The sequence below is a fragment of the Arthrobacter sp. P4_F10 genome, from assembly GCF_056401435.1.
Genome location: NZ_JBFUJJ010000016.1, coordinates 15,049 through 28,610, shown reverse-complemented (window position 1 = coordinate 28,610; position 13,562 = coordinate 15,049). Strand labels below are relative to the sequence as shown.

The 13,562-nt window shown below is 67.9% G+C and carries 12 protein-coding genes; 4 read left to right on the top strand and 8 right to left on the bottom strand.

The window, feature by feature from the left end:
- Position 1 precedes the first annotated feature (1 nt).
- Positions 2 to 865, top strand: a complete 864-nt coding sequence (locus AC1DR1_RS15640) for a phosphogluconate dehydrogenase C-terminal domain-containing protein (protein WP_229994698.1) — start codon at positions 2 to 4, stop codon at positions 863 to 865.
- Between the two features lie 186 nt (positions 866 to 1,051).
- Here the strand turns inward: AC1DR1_RS15640 and AC1DR1_RS15635 are convergent, their stop codons facing one another.
- From AC1DR1_RS15635 to AC1DR1_RS15625, 3 genes are all read right to left on the bottom strand, one after another.
- A complete protein-coding gene (locus AC1DR1_RS15635) occupies positions 1,052 to 1,693 on the bottom strand; it encodes an NADPH-dependent F420 reductase (RefSeq protein ID WP_229994697.1) in 642 nt (213 codons plus the stop codon).
- Between the two features lie 221 nt (positions 1,694 to 1,914).
- Positions 1,915 to 2,064, bottom strand: coding sequence for a hypothetical protein (locus tag AC1DR1_RS15630; RefSeq protein ID WP_229994696.1), 150 nt, complete (start codon positions 2,062 to 2,064; stop codon positions 1,915 to 1,917).
- 99 nt (positions 2,065 to 2,163) lie between these two features.
- Positions 2,164 to 3,531: an LssY C-terminal domain-containing protein gene (locus tag AC1DR1_RS15625; RefSeq protein WP_229994695.1), complete on the bottom strand. Its 1,368-nt coding sequence runs from the start codon at positions 3,529 to 3,531 to the stop codon at positions 2,164 to 2,166.
- Between the two features lie 110 nt (positions 3,532 to 3,641).
- Between AC1DR1_RS15625 and AC1DR1_RS15620 the strand changes: the two genes are divergently transcribed.
- Positions 3,642 to 4,988 (top strand): sensor histidine kinase, encoded by a 1,347-nt coding sequence (locus AC1DR1_RS15620; RefSeq protein ID WP_476992860.1) that lies wholly within the window; start codon positions 3,642 to 3,644, stop codon positions 4,986 to 4,988.
- Entirely contained in the window at positions 4,981 to 5,661 is a 681-nt protein-coding gene (locus tag AC1DR1_RS15615; protein WP_229994693.1) for a response regulator, read from the top strand. The genes AC1DR1_RS15620 and AC1DR1_RS15615 overlap by 8 nt, the downstream gene beginning before the upstream one ends.
- A 113-nt stretch (positions 5,662 to 5,774) precedes the next feature.
- Here the strand turns inward: AC1DR1_RS15615 and AC1DR1_RS15610 are convergent, their stop codons facing one another.
- Positions 5,775 to 7,223: a S8 family peptidase gene (locus tag AC1DR1_RS15610; protein ID WP_229994692.1), complete on the bottom strand. Its 1,449-nt coding sequence runs from the start codon at positions 7,221 to 7,223 to the stop codon at positions 5,775 to 5,777.
- A gap of 120 nt (positions 7,224 to 7,343) precedes the next feature.
- On the bottom strand, positions 7,344 to 8,702 hold the full coding sequence (locus AC1DR1_RS15605) for an ammonium transporter (protein WP_229994691.1): 1,359 nt from the start codon (positions 8,700 to 8,702) through the stop codon (positions 7,344 to 7,346).
- Between the two features lie 376 nt (positions 8,703 to 9,078).
- Between AC1DR1_RS15605 and AC1DR1_RS15600 the strand changes: the two genes are divergently transcribed.
- Positions 9,079 to 10,170, top strand: a complete 1,092-nt coding sequence (locus AC1DR1_RS15600; protein ID WP_476992859.1) for an LLM class flavin-dependent oxidoreductase — start codon at positions 9,079 to 9,081, stop codon at positions 10,168 to 10,170.
- Between the two features lie 33 nt (positions 10,171 to 10,203).
- Here the strand turns inward: AC1DR1_RS15600 and AC1DR1_RS15595 are convergent, their stop codons facing one another.
- The 3 genes from AC1DR1_RS15595 to AC1DR1_RS15585 all read right to left on the bottom strand — a co-directional run bounded on the left by AC1DR1_RS15595 (position 10,204) and on the right by AC1DR1_RS15585 (position 13,515).
- Positions 10,204 to 11,208, bottom strand: a complete 1,005-nt coding sequence (locus tag AC1DR1_RS15595) for a CapA family protein (protein ID WP_290369383.1) — start codon at positions 11,206 to 11,208, stop codon at positions 10,204 to 10,206.
- A 32-nt stretch (positions 11,209 to 11,240) separates the two neighbouring features.
- Positions 11,241 to 11,483: a DUF2630 family protein gene (locus AC1DR1_RS15590; RefSeq protein WP_229994688.1), complete on the bottom strand. Its 243-nt coding sequence runs from the start codon at positions 11,481 to 11,483 to the stop codon at positions 11,241 to 11,243.
- Positions 11,484 to 11,640: 157 nt separating this feature from the next.
- The gene (locus AC1DR1_RS15585; protein ID WP_229994687.1) at positions 11,641 to 13,515 is read right to left on the bottom strand and encodes a Na+/H+ antiporter; all 1,875 of its coding nucleotides are present in this window, start codon (positions 13,513 to 13,515) and stop codon (positions 11,641 to 11,643) included.
- Positions 13,516 to 13,562: the final 47 nt, after the last annotated feature.

The window sequence follows — 13,562 nt, the reverse complement described above, 5'->3', positions numbered from 1 at the left end:
AATGTCAGCAGAACAATTGACCGTCGCCGTCATCGGAGCCGGAGGCAAAATGGGGCTGCGTGTTTCAGCCAACCTCCAGAAGAGCGCCCACACCGTCTTCTACAGCGAAAACTCGCCGGCCGGCCAGGACCGCGTCCGCGCCGAAGGCCGGGACATCAGCACCACCGAGGACGCCATCAAGGACGCCGACGTCGTGATCCTCGCCGTCCCGGACACCGTCCTGGGTGTCGTGTCCCACGGCGTAGTTCCCCAGATGAAGTCCGGCGCCATCCTGCTCACCCTCGACCCGGCGGCCGCCTACGCCGGCCTGCTCGCCAAGCGCGACGACGTCGTCCAGGCCGTGGCCCACCCGTGCCACCCCTCGGTGTTCCTCGAGCGCACCACCAAGGAAGAATGGGCCGACACCTTCGGCGGCCAGGGCGCCCCGCAGAACGTGGTCGCCGCGATCGACGAGGACGCCACTGAGGCCGCCCGCGCCGCCGCCGAGGCCACCATCAAGGTCATCTACGCCCCGGTGATCGACGTCCACTGGGTCACCGTCAAGCAGCTCGCCATCCTTGAGCCCACCCTGGTGGAGACGGTCGCCTGCATGATCGGCACCCTGCTCAAGGAAGCCCTGCACGAGACCGTGCACACGGCCGGCGTCCCGGAAGAGGCTGCCAAGGCCATGCTGTTCGGGCACGTCCAGATCGCCCTGACCAACGCCCTGCGCGGCTCCAACCCGTTCTCCGAGGCCTGCGAGATCGCCATCCAGTACGGCAAGGACACCATCATCAAGGACGACTGGAAGAAGATCTTCGACGACTCCGAGCTCGACTACGTCATCGCCAAGATGCTCAAGCTCGAGCCCGCCGTCCAGAGCTGACCTAGCGGACTATGCCGCCGGCCCAAGCCCGGCCGAATTCGCCGGAAACCTGCCCGTTCGCCGGAAACTTGCCCGTTCGCCGGAAACTTGCGGCGAGTTCGCAGGTTTCCGGCGAGTTCGGGCGGTGGGCGGGGCGGGGCTGGGATCGGCAGGGCGTGGCGGCTGGGCCGGCGTCGGGAGGAAGAATCAGATGGTGCGCGGGGCCCTGGCCAGGTTCTCGGCCAGCTGGGCCGCGTTCTGCCGGATCACGTAGGCAGGGCGGTCCCGTTCCGTGCGCCAGCTTTCGGACAGCGGGCCCATATTGACGGTGTCGAAGCCGAATTCGTCATAGAGCCTGGTCACAAGCTCAGCCGCTTCCGGGAAATCGCTCGCCGTGGCAAGGGCCCGGCGGTTGGGTGTGCCGGCCGGTGCGCCGTCCGTGGTGATCTGGGAGGACCTGATGTGGTTGAAGGCCTTGGCCACTTTGGACTGGGGCAGGTGCTCCTGCAGCAGGCCGGAGGTGGTGGCCTCGCCGGCATCCAGGGCGGGAAAATGCCCGTCCCTTTCCCAGTAGTAGTTGTTGGTGTCGAGGACGACCTTGCCCGCCAGCGGCTCCACGGGCACGTCCTGGATGCTCCTAAGCGGCACGCTGACGACGGCGAAGTCGCCGGCAGCTGCCGCTTCGGGCGGCGTTGCGGCCCGGGCTTTGGGCCCCAGTTCGGCGACGAGGTCCACCAGGGTTCCCGGCCCCCGCGAGTTGCTGATCACGACGTCGTAGCCGAACTCCACGGCCTTGCGGGCGAGCTGGCCGCCAATGTGTCCTGCGCCGATGATTCCGATTGTTGTCATGTCGGGGCCAACACGCAGGCAGGCGGAGATATTTCGCCCGTCACCGTCTGTGTGCGCCCGGGACCGTCAGGGCACTGGCCGCACCCGGCCAGCCGAAATCGCCGGAAACCTGCCCAATCGCCGGGAAGTTCCGGCGAGCTCGCACGTTTCCGGCGAACTCGTGCGTCGGCGAAGCTACGGCCCTGTCCCGCCCGTGCGTCGGCGAAGCTATGGGCGATGTACTAGGGCGTCGTGCCCGGTTCGTCGTCGATGTCCGGGCCTTCTGCCGCGTCTTGGGAATGGGCCCGGTCGTCAAAGGGTTCAGCCGTTGCATCACCCTCGGCGGGGGTCTCGCTATGGGCGCGCTCCGGCGTCTGTGAGTCTTCGCTCATGTCCGCTCCTCTGCTGGGAATCCTGCGGTGGTTGTCGGCTTTTGAACATCTAGCTCCCGTAACAAGAGGGCTGTCAAGACCTCCCCGATGCGTGGGGATTCAGAACGGTGCCTGGCCGCCGGGACGGCTGGAATCCCGCTTGGGTTCCTTGCGGGGGCGCAGGGCATAGTCGCGGGACCGTTTACTCGAGAGCGCCAGAAGCAGCAGGATGTCCAGGGCCAGGCCAGGCAGATTGGACTGCAGCGTGATGTCGGGACCGCCATGGAAGACATCGAACGCCTGAAGGCCGATGGCCACCGTGCTGAACGCCATGACCACGGTTCGGGCCCAGTTCTGGCCTAGGAACACAAACCAGGCCAACAGGACATAGCCGAAGGCAAGGACCAGGACAACCGCCGTTGCGCCGGTGACGGCCATTTCCGCCTGCGCCTCCGTGATGCCCGGGCCGGCTGCGGGCTGCACCAGGGAGCTCACGTGCGCGTCCCGGAAGAGCACCATGGACATGGCCAGCAGGGCAGCCGCCGCGGCACGGGCACCGACGAAGACCGCCCCGACAATCGTGGTCGCCGGGCGCCTGTTGCGGCTGTCGCTCGGGGGCCTGTCGCCCGGAGGCCGGACCGCCGCGGCCCGCTCGGCGGTCCGCCGGAGATCAACGATCGGCAGATCGCCGTCGGTAATGATGGTGTCGCCGCCGCCGTTGCGCGCGTGATAGCCGGTCGAAAAGTCGCGAATCACCCGGAGCCCGGCCGCGGGGTCCGCCCCGGTGATGGCTCCGACGACGTGGTCGCGTTCGGCGTCGGTGTGCTCGTCGATCTTGTGGGTGATCTGGAGCGTAAACAGGGAAAGCCCGACGCTGCGGTCGTACGTACCGGCGGCCAGCCAGTCGACTGTCAGCCCGCCGGGCAGCAGCCAGCCGGGCGGGCAGCGCCAGAAACGGACGTGGTGGCGTTTGCCCGGGGTGCCGTCGACTTCCTGCTGGTAGGCAAAATCCTGCTGGCGGCCGAACAGGAACAGCGGACTCACAGGGGCCTGAAGGTAGCTGCGGCGCAGGAGGGTGGAGGAGACGATTCGCCTGCTGCTGGCCAGCGTCACGTCGTCGGCAAGCGTCCAGCCCGCGGAGTGCATCACGGCGTGAATCTGCGGTTCTGTTCCCAGCAGGGCGACGTTCACGGGATCGCCGAGCAGCCCGTCGCTGGTGCGCGCCCGGCCGATGAAGTAGTCCGGAACGTAGAGCCGGGTCAGGATCCGGTGGAGACGGGGGAGCACCAGATAGGCGAGCAGACCCCAGAAGATGAAGAGGAACCAGACCTGGGCCCAGCCCCATTGGAAGCTCAGCTGAACCAGCAGGGAGGTCAGCCACACAGCCGAGATGCCGCCCACCACGAAGAATACGGTGTCCAGCGCTGAATACGGCACCGCCTCGGCGGGGGCCGAGACCTCAACCGCTGCCTTGGTCATGGCGGTCATACTACGCGCACCAGCGGCGGCTGGCTCGAAAGATGAAACTTCTGGCTCAAAGGCTGAGCGCGGCCGGATTTGACCGTCTGGTGCCCACACCCGTGGATAGGGTGACAGGCATGGAAGCACTACTGAAAGTCATGCGGCATTGGGGCGCCCCCGCGGCGGCCGTTCTCTTTTTCACGCTGTGGTGCGTGGCCGAGGCCGGCAGAATGGGGCCAGGCCTCCACACATGGGAGGGGACGTGGCCGCTGATCCTCATGACGGCGGCCATCGCCCTCGCCGCCTGGAAGCCCTATGTGTCGCTCGGATTCACGGCAGGGCTGCTCGCGGGCCAGCTCGGGAACGCCATTCCCGCGATGCACGCCAACCACTGGGCCATCTACCTCGGGTCGTTTGTGGCACTGGCTTTCATCCAGTGGACGGCCGGGCGCAGGACACGCTTCATCGCGGGCGGCGCCACTGTGGTGTTCGCCGGCGCCATGACATTCCTGATGCTGTCGTGGCGTTACAGCGCCGGCGTGGGTTGGTTTCCGCCGCTGTACATGGGCGACCGGTGGACGTTTCGGGCCTTCGGCTGGCAGCTCTTTTCGCTGCTGCTGCTGATCGCGGCCGCATGCGCCGCCGTCGGGCTGGCGCTGGCCCTCTTCGAGGAGCGCGGCAGCCTCTTCCGGGCCCGGACCATGGCCCAGACCAGCCTCCGCGAAGCCGAGGTGGAACTGATCGTGGAGCAGGAGCGGACGCGGATCGGCCGGGACCTGCACGATGTCCTGGCCCATTCCCTCGCCGTGATCGCGGCACAGGCGGATGGCACCCGCTACCTGAGCAAGGACCAGCCGAGGGCCGTGTTGAACGCCCTGGAAAACATCGCGACGTCGGCCCGGAGCGCTCTGGTGGACGCGCAGCGCGTCATCGAGGGAGTGCACGACGACGGCGTGGTCACGCCCCAGCCCCAGCTCAGCGACGTCGGGCCGCTGGTCGCGCGCATGCAGGACAGCCTCGCAATCGAACAGAGCGAGTCCGGTGCACCCGCGGGGCTCTCCGCCGGGCAGCAGCTCGCGGTCTTCCGGATCATCCAGGAATGCCTGACCAACGCCCTGAAGCACGGCGGCCGGGGGACCGCAGTGCGGCTGCACCTGGACTGGAGCGGCCCCGGGCTGACGCTGCATGTGGCATCGGGGATCCCGGCCGCGGCGGACAACCCGGACCGCGCCGCTGAAACGCGGGTGGGCCGCGGCCTCGCGGGGATGCGGGAACGCGCCCACCTCGCAGGGGGCTGGATGACGGCCGGCCCCGACGGCGAGCAGTACCGGGTGACCGTCTTTATCCCCTACGGCACCATGATTGATGGCAGGATGATTGCCGACGCCGGCGCCGTCACCGGCGCGGAGCCAGTCCTGGTTCCCGCGGGAAGTCCTGCAGCACGCCCGGACGTGTCGCTTGGGGAGGCCGGCGACCGTGGCTGATGCCGGGGCGGCCATCACTGTGGCGATCGTCGATGACCAGGCGCTGTTCCGTGCGGGAATCCGGATGCTGGTGGAAAGCCAGCCGGACATGGCGATGTCCTGGGAAGCCGGCGACGGCGCGCAGGCGGCGGCATTCGCCGTCGAACGGTGCCCCGATGTGATGCTCATGGACCTGCGCATGCCGGTCCTGGACGGCATCGGCGCCACGCGGCGGATCGTGCAGCAGGCGGAAGCCGCGGGCACCGGAGCGCCGAAGATCATCGCCTTGACCACCTTCAACCGGGACCAGGCGGTGGTCGACGCCGTGCACGCCGGGGCCAGCGGCTACCTGCTCAAGAGCGCGGAACCCGAGTTCCTGCTCGCCGCGATCCGGACCGTGTACTCGGGCTACTCCGTGATTGCGCCGGGATCAGTCCAGGATCTGTTCCAGCATGCGGCCCGGACCGTGCCGGCCGGGGGCCCGGACCTGTCCGTGCTGGAAGTGCTCTCGGCCCGGGAACGGGACGTCTTCCTGCTCGCGGCCAAGGGGCTGGCCAACGGTGAGATAGCCGGAAGCCTGTTCGTTTCCGAGGCGACCGTCAAGACACACCTCAGGAGCGTGCTGGGCAAGCTGGGGCTCGGGACGCGGCTTCAGCTGGTGGCCTTCGCCTATCAGCGCCGGCTCCTAGGCTGAAACCCGCCGCTGAAACCCGCGGCTGAGACCCGCCGCTGAAACCTCGAACCGGCGGCCGAGACCCGCGCCTGAGACCTGCCAGACCCGCGGCCAGCGGCCTCAAGCCCGTTCCGTCAGAAGCTCGTCGTCTGCGTCAGATAGCCGTAGTACCGCGACCCGACCGGGTGGATGGGATCGCCGTCGAAGCCATAGTCGTGGTGCCGCTTCGAGTATGACTTCGTCAGGTCCAGGTACTGCTCCATGACGTGCTCGGCTGAACCCGTGCAGGCCTTCTGGCTGATGCACAGGGCCACGGACCCGGCCACGGCCGGGCTGGCGAAGCTGGTGCCGTTGCTTATGCTGTAGCCGCCGGGCCAGGTGGAGAGCATGCACACTCCGGGGCCGGAGACTGTGTGGGCCTTGTCCTTGCTTGTGGTGGCGAAGTTGGAGAAGAATGCCGACTGGTCATCCTTTTGCCCGTACTTCCCAAAGTCGTCGGGACCGCAGTTCGGGGCGGCGTCGCCACCGGCCTTTCCGTCGAAGTCGCCCATGGCGGTGGCGGTCAGGACCTGGTCGTAGGTGGCCGGAACGGTGTTGGCGAAGTCCTCACCGGCGTTGCCGGCCGCGACGGCGTACGTGACGCCGGCCCGGACAGAACGGCAGATGGCGTAGTGCATCGCGTCCGTGCCCTTGCCGCAGTTGGGTGTGTCCGGGGCGCCGCCGGCGATGCTGATGTTGGCCACGGCGATGTCGTTGTCCGGGTCATCGTCCTTCTGCGTCGAGGTCACCCAGTCGATCGCGCAGATCAGGCTCTGCTCGGAGATCAGGCCGGCGTCGTCAACCACCCGGACGGACCACAGCGGGGTGCCCGGAGCGGTCCCGATGACGCCCAGGCGGTTGTTCCGGGCGCCGATGACGCCCGCAACAAATGTCCCGTGCCCCAAAACATCAACAACAGGATTCACGTCCACGGGGGAGCCGGACTGGCAGTCAACGCCGCCCTTGACGTTCAGGTCCGGGTGGGTCGCATCGATGCCGCTGTCGATCACTGCGACGTTGACATTGATCCGCGAAGGACCTTTGTCGAGGGCCTTCCGGACGTCGGAGCTAGTTCCGGCGATCCGCTTCCGCCAAAACGGTGTCTCCTGGGTGGCCGCGGTCCCAAGATCCCGCGGTTGCTGGAATGTTCGGCCGACAGTGACGAAGTCGACATTGGGGTCGGCCTTGAGGCGTTGCACCTGGGACGCGGTCAGGACGGCGGAATAGCCGTTCACAGCGTTGCGATAGACCTTCGACGCCGTGAATCCGTAGGCTCTTTGCTGGGCCGTAGCCGTGGCTCCGGCGTCCACGACGCCGTCCTTGAGCACCACAATGTAGTTTTGCGCCGTTTCAGCCGCGGAGGATGGGGCAGCCGCCGCCAGACCGAAGCAGGAGACCAGCGCAATGACTGTCAGCGAGGCCAGTGCGCGCCGGTACCGGAGTCGGTCCGGTCTGGGAAGGGCGCTGCCCCGGTGTCTGCGCGGGGCCCGCGCCACCGATGTTAGCTGCGGGTCTGACGCCTTGCGGCTGGCTTGGCTGAACATCGTGGCCTCCCATTAAGCGAGTTCGCTAATTCGAGTGCCCCCCGCCCATATCTTAAGCCTCCGGCCGGGTCTTACACACGGGACCTTTGGGAAATCTTGTGCCGCCGTTGGTCCGCTGCCTCAGACGAGGCTGCCTTCCTTTGCCGGCGCGGGCACGTTCTCCGGCGCCCTGTCGGCGGCGTGGGCGGCCGTCGCGGCGTGGACGGCGTGCGCCGCGCGGACGTGGTGGCCGAACGGGTTGAACCGGCTGAAACCGAGTTCGGCAAACGCGTACGCGGTCTCGGCGTGCTCGGACCGGTCGACTCCGGCGAGCTCGTCCTCGCGGCTGACCCGGAACCCGAGCGTCTTGTGGATGGCGAGTCCGATCACGGCCGTCCCGAGGCCGGACACCGCCACTGTGATGAGGACGGCCACGGTCTGCGCGATGAGCTGGTGCAGCCCGCCGCCGTAGAACAGCCCGCCGCCTGCACCGTCCACCGGGAGGGCAATGAAACCCAGGGCGAGCGTGCCGATCAGGCCGCCGCCGAGGTGGACGCCGACGACGTCGAGCGAGTCATCGAAGCCGAACTTGAACTTCAGGTCCACGAACACCGCACAGGCCGCTCCGGCCACGAAGCCCAGGCCCAGCGCGGCGAGGGGGCTGATGTTGGCGCACGACGGCGTGATCGCCACCAGGCCGGCAACGGCGCCGGACGCGGCGCCCAGGGAGGTGGGGTGGCCGTGGCGGACCTTCTCGACGACCAGCCAGCTGATCATGGCCGCGGCGGGGGCGGCCAGGGTGTTCACCCAGATCAAGCCGGCCTGCTCCACGGTGGTGGCGGCGCCGGCGTTGAAGCCGAACCAGCCGAACCACAGGATGCCTGCGCCGAGCATGATGAAGGGAATGTTGTGGGGGCGGTGGCCTGGGTCCTTGCCGAAGCCATGCCGGTTGCCCAGGATCAGGACCAAAACCAGGGCCGCGGTTCCGGACGCGATTTCCACCACGGTGCCGCCGGCGAAGTCGATGACCTGGCCGAAGACGGCGCTCACGGCACCGCCGGCACTCATGAGGCCGCCGCCCCAGACCATGAAGGCCAAGGGGCAGTACACGAGGGTGATCCAGATGGGAACGAACAGGGCCCAGGAGGTGAATTTCGCGCGGTCGGCGATGGCGCCGCTGATGAGGGCCACGGTGAGGATGGCAAACGTGGCGCTGTAGCCGGCCTTGATCAAGTCGGGCGAACCGATGAGGCCGCTCAGGCCGAAGCTGGCGAACGGGTTGCCGAACACCCCGAGGACACCCTGCCCGGTGCTCATCGAGTAGCCCCAGAGGACCCACACCACGCCGACTATCCCGATCGAGACGAAGCTCATCATCATCATGTTGAGCGAGGCCTTGGCCCTGGTCATGCCGCCGTAAAAGAGGCCCAGTGCGGGGGTCATCAGCAGAACGAGCGCCGCCGAAACAATCATCCAGACACTTCCAGCAGTGAGTTCCACCGGGGTCCCTTCTCGTCAGTCTTCCGTACCGGGACACGTCGCCGCCGGCCCCCCGGTCCGGATTCAATCGTCGCGGAGCCATGTTTCCGGCAGTGGGGCGAAAAGTTGCGGGCACGTTACGGGAATCGCGAGGGCGTGAAGTTCGCGTGACCGGCATGTTTCAGGAATGTAAACGGGGCCTCATGCCCCCGCCGGTTTGGTGCGGGACGTCGGCGCCGACGGAGCGGAACGGCGCGGGCCATCGATTATTCCTGCGCCCCCGGCCGTGAGGCACCGGCGCGGCGGGTCTCAGGTGCCGTTTTGCCTCGCCGGGAGGTCCGCCACGGCCGCCGGCTGGGGCCAGGAATGAATTCAAATGATTGAATGTTCAATAAATATGGACTTTGGTATCTTCACTTTTGGTGAGCTCTCCCGCAACAGCAGCACCGGCATGGCGCTGTCCCCGCAGCAGCGGCTGAAAGAGATCATCGATCTCGCCAAGCTGGCAGATCAGGCGGGCCTCGGGTTCCTGGGGTTGGGGGAGCATCATCGGCGCGACTTCGCCCTCTCGGCCCCGGAAATCGTCCTGGCCGCGATCGCCCGGGAAACATCCAATATCCGGCTGGGCACGGCCGTGACGGTGCTCTCCACCCAGGACCCCGTGCGGCTCTTTGAGCAGTTCGCCACGCTGGACCTGATCTCCGACGGCCGGGCCGAGATCATTGCAGGCCGCGGCGCGTTCGTGGAGTCCTATCCGCTGTTCGGCCACAAGCTCGAGGACTACGACGCCCTGTTCGATGAGAAGCTGCGCCTGCTGCTGGAACTGCGGGACAACGCCCGGGACAACGCCACAGTGCAGTGGTCGGGAAGACTGACTCAGAGCATCCCGGGCATGGACATCGCCCCGCGCCCGGTGCAGGCGAAGCTGCCGGTCTGGGTGGGCGTCGGCGGCACGCCGGCGAGCTTTTCCCGGGCGGGCAGGCTGGGGCTTCCTCTGTTTATCGCCCTGCTGTCAGGGCCGGCCCGTTTCCGCCGCCTAGTTGAGCTCTACCGCGAAAGCGCTGCCGAGGCCGGTCACGACGCCGGCGCTCTGCCGGTGGGGGCCGGCGGCCACTTCTACGCGGCGCCGACGTCCCAGCAGGCGCGCGACACGTTTTACCCCCACTACCGGGCCTACTTCGAACAAAACATGCCACGCCCCGTAGACCACTTCCCCCGTTCCACCTTCGATTCCTGGACCGAACCGGGCGGCGGGTTGCTGGTCGGGAGCCCGCAACAGATCACCGAGAAGCTCCTGGAGATCCACCAGACGCTGGGGAACACGCGATACCTGGCCCAGATCGGCCTGGGCGGCCTACCGTTTGCCGAGACGGCCCGGTCGATTGAATGCTGGCCACGGAGATCATGCCCGCCGTCAACCGGGAGGTCTCCGCCGGCCCGGCAAGCAGCCGGACCGACAAACAACCAGCCTGACAAGCAACCAGCCTGACAAACAGTCCGTCGGCTGGCCCACTACGCCGGTTCAGTTCTGGTCCAGCGGAATCTCCAGGCAGCGGCCGGACGGGTTCCAGCTGCCCAGCGTGCCCAGGTGGCCGCTCAGCCGCTGCATCCGGGCGGCGATATCGGGCGCCGATCCCCGGGCCAGCCGGGCCTGGAATCCGGCGATGACCGTGGGATAGAGCCGAAGCGTGCGCGGTGCACCGCCGTCGGTGTCAAGCATGAACACGAATGACTGGTCATTGCGCTCGGCGGGGTCCACAGCATAGTCGTCAACGAAGTCGCCGGCGCTGTAAATAATGGGACGGTTCCGGTGGATCCCGACGCCGCGGAAAATATGGGGCGAGTGGCCGAAGACGAGGTCGGCTCCGGCCTCGATGAGGTCCCGGGCGAGGTCCTGGTGCCGGGGCGGGACGTCGTAGCCCCAGTTGCCGCCCCAATGGGCCGACACGATGAGGAACTGGACGCGGGCCTTGGTCCGCCTGACCAGGTCCAAAAGCCCGTCCAATCGTGCCCCGCCGCGCCGGGCGCCGCCGCCGACGGCGGCATCCTCCACCGGAACGTAGTAGACCCCGGGGGTAGCGGTGCCGGCCTCCCAGTCGGGCTGGTTGTCCGTGAAGGCAATGAATCCGACGGCGACAGCGCCTACGCGCCGCACCGCCGGGCGGCGGGCGGCGTCCAGGTCCGGGCCGGCGCCGGCATGCAGGATTCCGCGGCTGTCGAGGACCGGCAGCATTTCCCGGAACGCGTCCGGGCCGAAATCCAGGACGTGGTTGTTGGCGAGCGAGACGACGTCGATCCCGGCGGCGAGGAGACTGGCCACGTTCTTCGGGTCCGAGCGGAAGTGGAAGATCTTGCCAGGCTCGGGGCCGCCGCCGGACGCCAGGACGCACTCCAGGTTGGCAATGCGAACGTCCGCCTGCCTCAGGAGCTCCAGCGTGTCGCCCCACGGATAGGCAGGCCTGGCCGTTGCCAGGTGCCGGTTCACCAGACGGCCCAGCATGACGTCTCCCAGCAACGCAATTTGCATGGCCAGCCGGCCCGTCAGGTCATGGTCGAGGGCTAGCTCTGGTAGCCCTCGACCTCGCTGACCGGCCGCACCTCCGCCTCGTCGGGGTTCTCGCCGTAGTCCTTTTTGGCGCGCCGCTGGCGGAGCAGGTCCCAGCACTGATCGAGCTGTTCTTCCACTTGCTGCAGCCTGAGGATGTCCGGCGCTCCGGTCCCGGCGGCTTGCGAGCCTTCGCGGAGGCCGTGTTCTTCCTCCACCAGGGCCTTGATGCGCTCCAGGATGTCTTGGTTGTCCACGGTGTCCTCTCTTCGTCCGACCGCGGCGGGTCCCCTTCTCTACGCAGGGTCCCTTTCCAGCAGGTCCCTTCCAGCCTACGGAGGCGATGGAGCCGTGAACAGGGCTCGGCGCGGACTTACAGCACGCGGCACGGCGCCGGCGTCCGGAGCCCTGGCCCTAGCCAAGGAGTTCGTCCGGGTAGCACCAGCGCCAGTCCTCGCCCGGCTCGACGCTGCGCATGACGGGGTGGCCGCTGAGCTGGAAGTGTTTGTAGGCATGGGTTCCCGGCGAGGAATCGCAGCAGGCCACGTTGCCGCACTCCAGGCACATCCGCAGGTGTACGGTCGTCGTTCCTTCGCGTATGCACGCGGCGCACAAGGGTCCTGGCGGGACCGCCGGATCCGGGGCGGACTCCAGGTGGGGGCACACTCCTAGGGGCCGGGCGATCCCCTCGCCTCCGCGGCCGCCGTCCGTGTCCGGTTCTTCCAGTGCGGCGTCCAGCATGGACTCTTCGACATCGAGGCGGTCCAGGACGTTGACCAGGACCTCGTGCGCGTATCCGCCGTCGCGCCGCAGCTCGAGCACCTTGGCGCGCTCGGCGTCCAGCATGGCCAGCCGGAGTTGGGCGTAGCGCTGGCTGGGGGTGGCGGCTTCCGCGGACGGCCGTCCCAGCCGCTCCCATGCGGCCAGCCCGCGCTCCTGGGTACGCCGCTTCAGCATCGCCACGACTTCCGGCGGGTCGGCGTCCGAGCGCAGTTCCCGGAGCCGCTGCACGCCCGCCGCCGTCGCCATCTGCATCAGCGACGCCTCGTTGAGCGCGTCCTCGCGCGGGTCCGGACCCTTGACATGCAGCCACCGGACGAGGGCCGGGAGCGTGAAGCCCTGCAGGGTCAGCGTGCCGGCCACCACCACGAGGGCCATTAGGATCAGGACGGACCGGTGTTCCAGACCTGCCGGCAGGACCAGGACGGCGGCCAGCGTCACCACGCCGCGCATGCCGGCCCAGGAGACGATCGCCGCATATTGCCAGGGCGGCGCGGGATCCTTGCGCCGGACCGCGGGGATGAGCCGTGGCAGGTAGGTTGCCGGGAAGACCCAGACCGGGCGCAGGATCAGCACGGCCAGCAGCACCACGGCACAGCCGAGCCAGATCCGTTCGGGCCCCAGCGAGTCATCCCGAACGCCCTCGATGATGGTCCGGACCTGCAGCCCGATCAGGAGGAAGACAGAATTTTCCAGCAGGAACTGGACAGTGTGCCAATTGCTGCGCTGGCTCAGCCGGGCGGCCCCGTTCGGCATGGACGGCGCCTTGGTCCCCATGATCAGCCCGGTGACGACGACGGCCAGCACGCCGGAGGCGTGGATCGCTTCCGCCGGGAGGTAGGCCACGAGCGGGGCGATCAGCGACGTGGAAGTGTTGATGGCCACGTTGCGGATCCGCTTGCGGAGTGCCGTGAGCACGAAGGCGGCGGCTACACCCACCACCAGGCCCCCGCCGGCCGCTAGGAGGAAACCGCCGGCGACCTCCGCCGCGGAAACGGTTCCGGCGATGGCAGCGATGGCGGCGCGCAGGCAGATAAGCGCCGTGGCGTCGTTGACCAGCGATTCGCCCTCCAAGATGGTGACAATCCTGCGGGGCATGCCCACCTTTCGCGCAATGGCGGTCGCGGCCACGGCGTCCGGCGGTGCGACGACGGCACCCAGGGCAATGGCAGCCGCCAGCGGGATCTCGGGAAACAGCCAGGCGACCACCAGCCCGATGCCGATGGTACCGAAGATGACGTAGCCCACCGACAGCAGGCCGATGGAGCGGCGGTTGGAACCGAAATCGAACAGCGAGGTCTGCAGCGCGGCTGCGTAGAGCAGCGGCGGCAACAGCCCGACCATAACCAGTTCGGGGTTCAGTTCGATGGTCGGGACAAACGGGAGGAAGGAACACACAACACCGGCCAGCACCAGTAAGAGCGGGGCGGAGACGTTGATCTTGTGCCCCAGCGCGCTGCAGGCGCAGACAATGGCGACGAGGGCCAGCAGCCCGAGAGCAACTTCCATTGGCCCATTCTCTCAGCTTCACGCCCGGTGCCGGCGGGTCCCCGCAG

Excerpts from the sequence above, each read along its gene's own strand:
- AC1DR1_RS15630 (WP_229994696.1), bottom strand. The coding sequence starts at position 2,064 with ATGAGCGAAGACTCACAGACGCCGGAGCGCGCCCATAGCGAGACCCCC.
- AC1DR1_RS15620 (WP_476992860.1), top strand. The coding sequence starts at position 3,642 with ATGGAAGCACTACTGAAAGTCATGCGGCATTGGGGCGCCCCCGCGGCG.
- AC1DR1_RS15585 (WP_229994687.1), bottom strand. The coding sequence starts at position 13,515 with ATGGAAGTTGCTCTCGGGCTGCTGGCCCTCGTCGCCATTGTCTGCGCC.
- AC1DR1_RS15640 (WP_229994698.1), top strand. The coding sequence starts at position 2 with ATGTCAGCAGAACAATTGACCGTCGCCGTCATCGGAGCCGGAGGCAAA.
- AC1DR1_RS15625 (WP_229994695.1), bottom strand. The coding sequence starts at position 3,531 with ATGACCGCCATGACCAAGGCAGCGGTTGAGGTCTCGGCCCCCGCCGAG.
- AC1DR1_RS15635 (WP_229994697.1), bottom strand. The coding sequence starts at position 1,693 with ATGACAACAATCGGAATCATCGGCGCAGGACACATTGGCGGCCAGCTC.
- AC1DR1_RS15610 (WP_229994692.1), bottom strand. The coding sequence starts at position 7,223 with ATGTTCAGCCAAGCCAGCCGCAAGGCGTCAGACCCGCAGCTAACATCG.
- AC1DR1_RS15595 (WP_290369383.1), bottom strand. The coding sequence starts at position 11,208 with ATGCAAATTGCGTTGCTGGGAGACGTCATGCTGGGCCGTCTGGTGAAC.
- AC1DR1_RS15600 (WP_476992859.1), top strand. The coding sequence starts at position 9,079 with ATGGACTTTGGTATCTTCACTTTTGGTGAGCTCTCCCGCAACAGCAGC.